Raw genomic sequence first — 9,819 nt, 5'->3', positions numbered from 1 at the left:
TTTGAGAGGACTTTCGCTATGAGACAGGGAATTCATTCCCTGTCGGACTGTCGGAGTGTCGGAATGTCGGAATGTCGGACTGTCGGACTGTCGGAGTGTCGGACTGTACTTTTAAAGGGATTTCAATTACAAATTATGAACGATCGATTACAAATTGTGTTGACCGTCCCCGACATCTAATCGCCCTCGATCTAACTTGATATAATACCGCATATTCCAAGTAGGGACAGGGCAATGCCGTGTCCCACGGCGAGGCGAAGATAGATCGATTTGGCTGCTGGTTCTTCTTGATAAAATTAACAGGGCAACAACATGATTCAACAATCAAATATGATTCGCGTTTTAATTGCAGACGATCATGCAATTGTGCGGCAAGGTTTAGCCGCTTTGCTGGAACAAGAACCAGATTTAACTGTTGTCGCCCAAGCTAACAACGGAGAGGAAGCATTAACGTTGTTCCGCGAATATCAGCCCGACGTAACGCTAATGGATTTGCGAATGCCACAAATGGATGGAGTCGCGGCGATTACCGCTATTTGTATTGAATTTGACAAGGCTCGGATTGTGGTGTTAACTACTTATGATGGCGATGAAGATATTTATCGCGGGCTGCGGGCTGGTGCTAAAGGTTATTTGCTGAAAGATGCGGAACCTGACGAACTTTTTTTGGCAATTCGCACTGTTGTTAGCGGTAAAAAGTACATTCCCAGCGCAGTTGGTGCAAAACTAGCCGATCGCATGGACAACGCTCAATTGAGCGATCGCGAATTGGAAGTCATCCGCCTGATTGTCGCGGGTAAAAGCAACCACGAGATTAGTCAAGTCATGCACATCAGCGAAAGTACCGTCAAGTTTCACATCAACAATATTTTATGCAAGATGGGAGTGAGCGATCGCACGCAAGCCGCCATTACCGCCTTAAAACGCGGGATTGTCAGCCTGTAGTTTACTTCTGAGTATTTTTACTGATAAGTATGACTATTATGAGGGCAAGTAATGAAAAATAAGACCTTAAGTTTTCCGTCAAAACTTTTGAGCAAGGCTAAGGTAGAGCTAATAGGACAAATTAGCTCTTATCAAAAAAATGCTTTATTCACTTTTGCCCAAATCTCAAGTCAAAGTTCGCGTTTTAAAACAGTTTGCTGCCGCTGTTTCGGCATCTTTAGCCCTGTGTGCAACAACCAGTTTGAAACCCTCGCCGGTATTAGCTGCTGGCGATATCCCCCCTGCGACTCAAACCTCGACCCAGCTAGCAGCAAAACCTGATTCTAGCTTGCAGCTAGGGCAGTTGCGCACCACTCTTCCCGTGCAGACAATGCAGCTCGATGCGGGCGGATTTATCCCGATCGCGATCGGCAGTATGATAATTGTTCTAGTGCTACCGTTATTTTTTGGCGGATTAGTCGTAATTGGCGATCGCGAAGTAGGAATTGTCAGTAAAAAGTTCAGCTTCAACGGCAAAGCTTTACCCCCAGGAGATTTAATTGCCTTAAACGGAGAAGCCGGATATCAAGCTGATACTTTGCCCCCCGGTTGGCATTGGGGTTATTGGCCTTTACAATACAACGTCCGCAAAGAATCTTTGACGATAGTTCCCCAAGGCGAAATTGGTTTAGTTATCGCAGCAGGCGGCGAGTCGAATCCGCCGCAGCGCATCCTCGGGAAAATCACAGAATGCGACAATTTTCAAGATGCTCGCAAATTTCTGAAAGAAGGCGGCGAAAAAGGCAGACAACTCGGCATCTTGACTGGCGGTAGCTATCGAATTAACACGGCATTATTTACCGTAATTACAGCAGCAAATGCTCCCAAACATGGGATGACAGCCGAACAGTTAAAACTCTACACAATTGCCCCGGACAAAGTGGGAATTGTCACAACTTATGATGGCGTTCCGATTCAAGATGGCGAAATAGCTGGGCCGATTATTCCGAATCATGATAACTTCCAAAACGCACAAAAATTTATCACTGCTGGCGGGCGGCGCGGTTTGCAGGAACAGGTTTTGCTTTCCGGTTCGTGGAACTTAAACCCTTGGTTTGTCGGAGTTGACCAAGTGGTGATGACCGAAATCCCGATCGGCTATGTGGGCGCCGTGATTTCCTATGTCGGCAAAACCTCAGAAGATGTCAGCGGTGCAGCTTTTACCCACGGAAACTTAGTAAATGTGGGTAACAAAGGCGTATGGGTGACACCTCTTTATCCAGGGAAACATCCGCTGAACACTCGCATTTTGAAAGTAGAATTAGTACCAACTACTAATATTGTATTGAACTGGTCAGGTAAAACAGAACGCCACAGTTACGACTCTAAACTTTCATCTTTAACAGTGCGCTCTCAAGACGGTTTTGCCTTCGACTTAGAAGTAGCTCAAATCATTCACGTCGGCGCTTTGGATGCTCCGAAAGTTATCTCTCGCGTCGGTTCCATGCAGAATTTAGTAGACCACGTTTTGCAGCCGACAATCGGCAATTATTTCCGCAACTCAGCTCAAGCTTATTCAGTCTTAGACTTTCTCTCAGCCAGAAGCGGCAGACAAGCAGAAGCCGCCGAGTATATCAAAGCAGCTTTGCGCACCTACGACGTGCAAGCAATTGACACTTTAATCGGGGATATTTTACCGCCCGCAGAGTTGATGCAAACTCAAACAGACCGCAAAATTGCTGAGGAACAGTGCAAGACATATGAAGTGCAGCAAATAGCACAAACTCAGCGACAACAATTGGTCAGAGAAACAGCTTTAGCCGAGATTCAGCAAGAGATGGTAAAATCCGAACAAGGCGTGAAGATTTCTGAGTTAAAAGCGAATTCTCAGGTGAAACAAGCTCAAGGCGAAGCTGAGTCGATTCGGGTGAAAGGAACTGCTCAAGCTGAAGCTTATCGCGCGGGTGTTGTCGCTTTGGGAGGTTCCGGTTATACGGCTTTGCAGTTAATGCAAATTATCGGCGACAGTCACGTGCGAGTTGTCCCGGATGTTGCGGTTAGCGGTAACGGTAGCGGCGGCGGTTTGGTTGACGGTTTGCTGGGAATGATGATGTGGAATCAAACGGGTAAAAATGGCGGGAATGGCGGGGAATTGCCTGTAGTTAAGTTGGAAAAATCGGAACCTGCGGCTAAGTTACCCGTAGCTAAGGTGAATGCTGTTAAGTCCCCGGAATCTCGCGCTAATTCGTCGCCTGTTGCGAATTCAGATCGCGATATTGATTCGCTGTTTGATGAATTGCCGTTTGACGATCGATCTTTCAGTTAGGCTGTACAGTTTGTAGGATAGAATAATTAGATACCCTGACTTTTTAAAGAACTCAGGGTATCTAAAATCTATTTTTGAGCTATAATCAAATCAACCTGTCCTAAGTTTTCCATAAGATCAGAAGCAGGAGGATTTGCTATGTTAACTACTGTTCGAGAAGTTTACGATCGCGTTTTGTCTACCCTTTCACCAAAGGATAGACTGCACTTGGCAACTCTTATTCTCAACGATTTGGTGCAGCACAATCTATCGGTTGTCGATGAAAGCGAGACTTGGACTGAAGAAGATAAACTCGATCTGACGGCATTTTCTTTGCAGTACGCTGCCACCATTTTTCCTGAAAATGAGGATATTTAATAGTGTCTTTTAATCCTGGTGATGTGGTGACAGTAGATTTTCCTGGTGTCACTGGCATTAAACGTCGTCCGGCTGTAATTCTATCATCAGTTACCTATAACACAACCCGCCGCGATGTAATAGCTGGACTCCTGACTACACAGACAACAGCTTTAGGTGTAACTGATTATATACTCCAAGATTGGGCAACAGCGGGTTTACGAGTCGCTTCAGTTTTTCGCAGTTTTATTGTCACTCTACCGCCATCTTCCAACTTAGTTCTAATTGGTCATCTGTCGGAACGTGACTGGAAGGAGGTTCGTGCTTGTTTGAAAGTCGCTCTTGCGGATTTGGAATGATAATGTTTTGAGTAGTTCGATATAAGCCAAGCGAGTTTTTCATCTTTATTTTTTTTTATTCTTCCTGACTCCTGAATTATTTCTAATACTATAACTCATAACTCTTGAGGAAATTCATCGCAATTGAACTTTTTACATCAATCGCAGTACAATCGATCGCAATATTGCATATAAGGAATCCCCATGTCAGACCAGTTTTCGACCGAAATTAGCGATCGCATCTGCACTCATATGAACGACGATCACGCTAGCGCCGTAGTTTTGTACGCTCAAGCCTACGGCGGCAAAGCCGAGGCGACATCCGCTCAAATGCTCGCTATCGATGCCAACGGCATGGATTTAACCGCTCAAGTCAACGGCGAAACAGTACCTGTGAGAGTAAAGTTCGATCGCACTTTAGCAGATGCCGAAGATGCTCACCACACTCTGATCGATATGGTAAAACAAGCCAGAAAAGCTGCTAAGTAGCCAAATTTTCCCTATTCTGTTATAATTTCAAGGTTCGTTCGCAGTACGGACTTTAGTTTGTTTAAATTATTGACAAAGACTAAAGTCCTGACTGCAAACATTTAGTTTAATATAATTTCAAAACTCGTTCGTAGTACCCACTTTAGTCCGTTTAAATTATTAAAAAAACTAACATCCTTAGTACAAACCTTGAGCTTGCTGAAATCCTTAAAAAAAAACTAAATTCCTGACTACAAACAAGATATTTAATCAAGTTAAGTTGACATCTAACATATCAAATAAAATGACAAAAAAAGACTCCGAATCCAGAGAATTAGATGCCATCAATGGAAGTCAAAACAACCCTTTTGATGCACTTGTAAAGCGACTAGATTTAATGATTCGCGCCCGCTACTCCCTGCTGTACATTGTCGGCGCCGAAGAAGAACCAGTCGAAGCTGTAATTGCCCAAGTAGCGCTGCAAGTAACACCCGCGCGCCGAGTATTGTTCTGGGATATCGTGCGCGGCTGGGAAGATAACGGTTCTGGAAAAAGTTCAGTAATGGCAGCGCTCGATCGCATCGGCAAGACCGCTGTCGAAGAATATACCATATTTGTACTGCGAGATTTACACCCAATTTTGAGAGCTCCTTACACCGAAAGAAATGCCCCAGTAATCAGGGAATTGCGGAATTTAAACAGAGAATTGAAGCGCAGCAAAAAAACCATTGTCCTCACATCTCACGCCCTAGAATTGCCGGAAGAATTGAAAGAAGAAGTAACAGTAATTGATTTCCCTTTACCCAACGTCCCAGAAATCAATCATTTAATTTCCCACGTTGTGGAAAAGCCGGAACAGTTGCAAGTGAGCGGTTTAGCAAAAGAACAATTAGTGAAAGCTTGTCAAGGTTTGAGCCGCGCTCGGATCGGGCGCGTTTTAGCTAAAGCTTTGGCCGCCAAACAGCAAATTAACGAGTCAGATATTGACGGAGTTTTGGAGGAAAAACAACAAGCAATTCGCCAAACCGGAATCTTGGAGTTTTGCAACTCCCGAGAATCCCTCAAAAATGTGGGCGGATTGGAGAATTTGAAGCAGTGGGTAAAGATGCGGCAAGATGCTTTTACTGACGAGGCGCGCCGCTACGGTATACCCAATCCCAAGGGCGTTTTGTTAGTAGGAATTCAAGGAACAGGCAAATCTTTATCGGCGAAAACTATTGCTTGCGAATGGCGTTTGCCGCTGTTACGCTTGGATACTGGCAGATTGTTCGGCGGCATTGTCGGGGAAAGCGAAAGCCGCGTTCGACAAATGATACAATTGGCAGAGGCGATCGCACCTTGCGTCTTGTGGATCGATGAAATAGATAAAGCCTTCGGCAACATTATCAGCGGCGGCGACGGCGATTCGGGAACTTCGCGCCGCGTATTCGGCAGTTTGATCACTTGGATGCAGGAAAAAACCAGCCCGGTGTTTATTGTGGCCACTGCAAATAACGTGCGGATTTTGCCCGCTGAGTTGCTGAGAAAGGGCAGGTTTGATGAGATTTTCTTTTTGAATTTACCCTCGGAATCGGAACGCCAAGATATTTTTAAGGTGCATTTACAGCGTCTGCGCCCGACTAGATTGCGCGAGTTTGATTTGGAGGTTTTGGCAAAGTCTTCCGAGAATTTTAGCGGTGCGGAAATCGAGCAAGTGGTGATTGATGGATTGTACCGGGCTTTTGGCACTTTTGTGAACGGCCAGCGCCGGGATTTGATGACGGAGGATGTTCTGAGGTCGATCGAGGATACAGTACCATTAGCTGCGATCGCGCGATCGCAAATTGAAGATTTGAAGCAGTGGGCTGCCGAAGCGGGCGCGAGAACAGCTTCTAACGATACTCGATTGATTGAGGAATTGAAGCGCTACAGCAAGCCGCTGGGTGAAGATGCGATCGATAATTAACTTAATTTCGGTTCGAGCGTTCCGAATGCGAGTCCTTAATTCAGAGGACTGAAGTCCGAACGATCGAACCTGACTCGACAGTGATTATTCCGCAAACCGAACCGACCCAGACGGATAACACCCTAGTTGAAGCATTAACATCTCAGTTACCTTTCGTTACAATAAGGAAACAGAGACAGAAAAAGTCTCACCCATAATATCATAGGTCGTCATTATGAATAATACAATTCGCGTCGGCAACCTGTTTGGAATTCCCTTTTATGTCAACGCTTCTTGGTTTTTAGTCCTCGGTTTAGTAACTTGGCAATACGGCGGCGCATTAGCAGGCCTATTTCCCACCTTGGGCCCCGTAGCACCGTGGCTGCTAGGATTACTCTCGGCGTTACTATTATTTTCTTCCGTCTTAGCCCACGAATTGGGACATAGTTGGGTAGCTATCAAACAGGGAATTGGCGTCAAATCGATTTCGCTATTTATGTTTGGCGGACTGGCTAATTTAGACAGAGAATCTAAAACCCCAGCCGAAGCATTTTGGGTAGCGATTGCAGGCCCGTTGGTTAGCTTATTTTTGGCTGGTTTGTTAACAGTTATCGGCGTGGGTGCAGGCCTCACAGGCCCCGCAGCAGCCATCGTTCAACTTTTAGCTTCCATCAACTTAGCTTTAGCTTTATTTAACTTAATTCCCGGTTTGCCCCTCGACGGTGGTAACATCCTCAAAGCGATCGTCTGGAAGATTACCGGCAACCCTTACAAAGGCGTAATTTTTGCTAGCCGCGTCGGTCAAATCATTGGCTGGATTGCCATTGCTACAGGCATCTTCGGCAATATTTGGAATCTAGTAATCGGTTGGTTCTTGCTGCAAAATGCCGGACAGTCTGCACAATACGCCACAGTCCAAAATCAACTAGCAGGGCTGACAGTCGCAGATGCTTTGACCCCCGAAAGCCCGATCGTCCCAGAAAACTTATCCCTCAGAGAATTTGCCAACAACTACGTCATCGGTAGCACTCACACCTGGCGCCGATTCTTAGTTACCGATGATGCGGGACAATTGGTAGGGGCGATCGACCTTGACGACATGAAAACCATCCCCACCGGAAGCTGGCCTCAAGTTCAAGTTAAAGAGCTCGTGAAGCCGATCGAATTTTCAACCACCGTCAAACCCGAATTATCCCTCCTCGAAGTCGTCAGCCTCCTCGAACAACTGAAAGTTCAAGAGCTCCCCGTAATTCGCGAAAACGGCGTCCTCGTCGGACTCGTAGAAAAAGCCGAAATTGCCCGCCTGCTGCAAAGACGAGCTCAAGCCAACCCCGCATAACACCCTCAGATACTTGACAAATAACAATTAGCCCCCTCGATCGCAACTTACCAAAAGGGCGATCGGGGGGCTTAATTGTAACCACCCAAAAATCTACTCAAATACTAAATTATTAGCTGTAAATCAGCGACTATGAATATAATAGTGTATTGATCATCTGAGCGAGGACGCTATGCCATCTCAGGACGTTTCCTCTCAATCCGAAACCAAAAAGTCAAAAGTTCTGCCCGATATTACCAACAATATATTACCCGAGGCTCTGGCGCCTCAACCAACAGCTCAATTAAAAAAATCAGAGTTGACTGTTTCCGCGGCTCAAGATATTATTTACAAATTTTTGATAGATCGCATCAACAACTCGGCATCCGAAGTAGTTTTGCAGCAATTTAAAAAAATATTTATCGAACTGAGTCCGCCAGCTAACCCGAAATTAATCCAAGCTTTAGAGACAATAATTGAGTTTGACAGTCAGCTTGAATTTAACAACTTATTTAAACGCTGCTGTTACATCTTATTAAATAACTGGATCAGCTACAAAAAATACGAACTTGCTAAGGACTTAATTACAATTATTAGCGAGAGAACCCTCACCGAACCCCAAGCGGACAACTTTCTTAAAATACTAAGAGTGTGGCTAACAAACTTTGTGAGCAGCCCAGAATATGAAGAGATCAAGTTATTTGTATTCAAGTACGGCGACTACCAGCCCCTAGAAAAGCACTGGACTTCTCGCTATCAGCCTTATTTGCTAGCCACTCAATATCTCGATACTAAAAATACCCTCGAAGCACGTCAAACTGCCAAACTATTGTCGCAGCAGCTAAAAGATAAGTACAAGTTTGACCTAGCAATGTATACATCTCGCTCTCAGTCGGCCACCTTCAAATTTAAAAATTATTACAACCCCACACTTCTAGGAGATGAAGCCCTGCGTTTGATCAAAATTATTTTGGTCAACCGAGGCTCCTTGAACTATCGCAGCTTAGCCAATATTTTTATCCAACAGAGTCAAAATATTACCTACAAGCAGTTTAAGGAAGCTCTGATGAACTATTTATGTTATTACGATCGTAAATTTTATAATTCTGACATTTATCACCAACAACTCATTAATAGCTTAGATAATTTTAATACAGAAAATGACAGAGAAGCTTTAAATACTGGCTTGCTGCTCAGAACTTGCAACTATCTAATCAAAAATTTAATTGTGGAAAATTCCGGGGAACCCACAGCCTTATTTTTAATTTTCGCCACTCAGCTAAATCCTTTAACACTAGCAATTTTGATGCTAAAAATAATTTTAATTTCGCCCTATTCCCAAAGCTATTTAGAACTTTGTTTGGCTCGACTAATTACCTACTATCAAGATAAATCTGCTGCTGAATCTCAGTGGCTAATTAATTTTTTAGAAGTTTGCCAGATTGCTCTAACTATTTATGGAGAAAATGTTAAATACAATTTAGTGAATATGTCAGATAATAACCAAGAAGAAGAGTTGTCTGTTGACCTCAATCACTGGCGAGTTTTTTCTCAACACAAACCAATCCCAAAAAATCGAGATTAGTCATCAGTCATCAGTCATCAGTCATCAGCCGTAAGGATTCGTAGGGTACGGATACTGTAAAAAATCCCTAAAATTAATCTGCAATCTGATAAATCCGCACCTGATACATCGCCTGAGCAAACAACTCTCCATTTAACTCAGTTAAAACAAATTGTGTTCTACGAGTACCACAAATAGAATAAGGTGCGGATACGTCAGATTTTTGGGTGCATCTCATTTTGGCATGGGCTATAGCATTTCGGCACATAATTTATGAGTCAGAATCAGAGATTTACTGCCGAAATGCTATAGCCCCTACGAGTATATTTGCACTCATTGAGATGCACCCAGATTTTCGATCTTTTCTTATGGATTTTTTGCACTATCCGCACACTACGAATACTGTTGTATTATTGGGAAAAACCTCTACTATAGCAACCGCCACATCGGTGAGGACGTAAATAACTTCATGAATAGAGCCGATACCCGTACTCGCTCAATGATTTGATTCCCGTTCTGCAACTGTCAACTGTCAACTTTCCACTGTCCACTGTCCACTGCTATATTTCAATACGGTTTACTTAACACTATTTATGCCCGGAGATCCCCCTCGCATCCCCC

9 protein-coding genes are annotated in these 9,819 nt (G+C 44.2%); all 9 read left to right on the top strand.

Annotated elements, in window-relative coordinates:
• Nucleotides 1–180: hypothetical protein (locus QT974_RS25250; RefSeq protein ID WP_333471153.1), on the top strand; the 180-nt coding region annotated here is incomplete at its 5' end.
• Nucleotides 181–312: 132 nt separating this feature from the next.
• Entirely contained in the window at nt 313–945 is a 633-nt protein-coding gene (locus QT974_RS25245; protein ID WP_442933214.1) for a response regulator, read from the top strand.
• Between the two features lie 139 nt (nt 946–1,084).
• Nucleotides 1,085–3,250 (top strand): SPFH domain-containing protein, encoded by a 2,166-nt coding sequence (locus QT974_RS25240; RefSeq protein ID WP_333471152.1) that lies wholly within the window; start codon nt 1,085–1,087, stop codon nt 3,248–3,250.
• Nucleotides 3,251–3,388: 138 nt separating this feature from the next.
• Nucleotides 3,389–3,607 carry a hypothetical protein gene (locus tag QT974_RS25235; RefSeq protein WP_333471151.1) on the top strand — a complete coding sequence of 73 codons (219 nt, stop codon included), beginning with the start codon at nt 3,389–3,391 and terminating at the stop codon, nt 3,605–3,607.
• A gap of 2 nt (nt 3,608–3,609) precedes the next feature.
• Nucleotides 3,610–3,945 carry a type II toxin-antitoxin system PemK/MazF family toxin gene (locus tag QT974_RS25230; protein ID WP_333471150.1) on the top strand — a complete coding sequence of 112 codons (336 nt, stop codon included), beginning with the start codon at nt 3,610–3,612 and terminating at the stop codon, nt 3,943–3,945.
• Nucleotides 3,946–4,128: 183 nt separating this feature from the next.
• Entirely contained in the window at nt 4,129–4,413 is a 285-nt protein-coding gene (locus QT974_RS25225) for a DUF2470 domain-containing protein (protein WP_333471149.1), read from the top strand.
• 283 nt (nt 4,414–4,696) lie between these two features.
• A complete protein-coding gene (locus QT974_RS25220; RefSeq protein WP_333471148.1) occupies nt 4,697–6,337 on the top strand; it encodes an AAA family ATPase in 1,641 nt (546 codons plus the stop codon).
• 214 nt (nt 6,338–6,551) lie between these two features.
• Nucleotides 6,552–7,655, top strand: coding sequence for a site-2 protease family protein (locus QT974_RS25215; RefSeq protein ID WP_333471147.1), 1,104 nt, complete (start codon nt 6,552–6,554; stop codon nt 7,653–7,655).
• Nucleotides 7,656–7,827: 172 nt separating this feature from the next.
• Entirely contained in the window at nt 7,828–9,219 is a 1,392-nt protein-coding gene (locus tag QT974_RS25210) for a hypothetical protein (protein ID WP_333471146.1), read from the top strand.
• The last annotated feature ends 600 nt before the right edge of the window (nt 9,220–9,819 follow it).

This window comes from Microcoleus sp. BM001215392, assembly GCF_036700185.1.
Classification (GTDB): Bacteria; Cyanobacteriota; Cyanobacteriia; order Cyanobacteriales; family Microcoleaceae; genus Microcoleus.
The sequence above is the reverse complement of the archived record's forward strand: the minus strand, read 5'-3'. Positions and strand labels throughout refer to the sequence as shown.

What these genes read in the sequence shown, in the direction of transcription:
- QT974_RS25225 (WP_333471149.1), top strand. Translation starts at nt 4,129, where the DNA reads ATGTCAGACCAGTTTTCGACCGAAATTAGCGATCGCATCTGCACTCAT.
- QT974_RS25210 (WP_333471146.1), top strand. Translation starts at nt 7,828, where the DNA reads ATGCCATCTCAGGACGTTTCCTCTCAATCCGAAACCAAAAAGTCAAAA.
- QT974_RS25240 (WP_333471152.1), top strand. Translation starts at nt 1,085, where the DNA reads ATGCTTTATTCACTTTTGCCCAAATCTCAAGTCAAAGTTCGCGTTTTA.
- QT974_RS25245 (WP_442933214.1), top strand. Translation starts at nt 313, where the DNA reads ATGATTCAACAATCAAATATGATTCGCGTTTTAATTGCAGACGATCAT.
- QT974_RS25235 (WP_333471151.1), top strand. Translation starts at nt 3,389, where the DNA reads ATGTTAACTACTGTTCGAGAAGTTTACGATCGCGTTTTGTCTACCCTT.
- QT974_RS25215 (WP_333471147.1), top strand. Translation starts at nt 6,552, where the DNA reads ATGAATAATACAATTCGCGTCGGCAACCTGTTTGGAATTCCCTTTTAT.
- QT974_RS25220 (WP_333471148.1), top strand. Translation starts at nt 4,697, where the DNA reads ATGACAAAAAAAGACTCCGAATCCAGAGAATTAGATGCCATCAATGGA.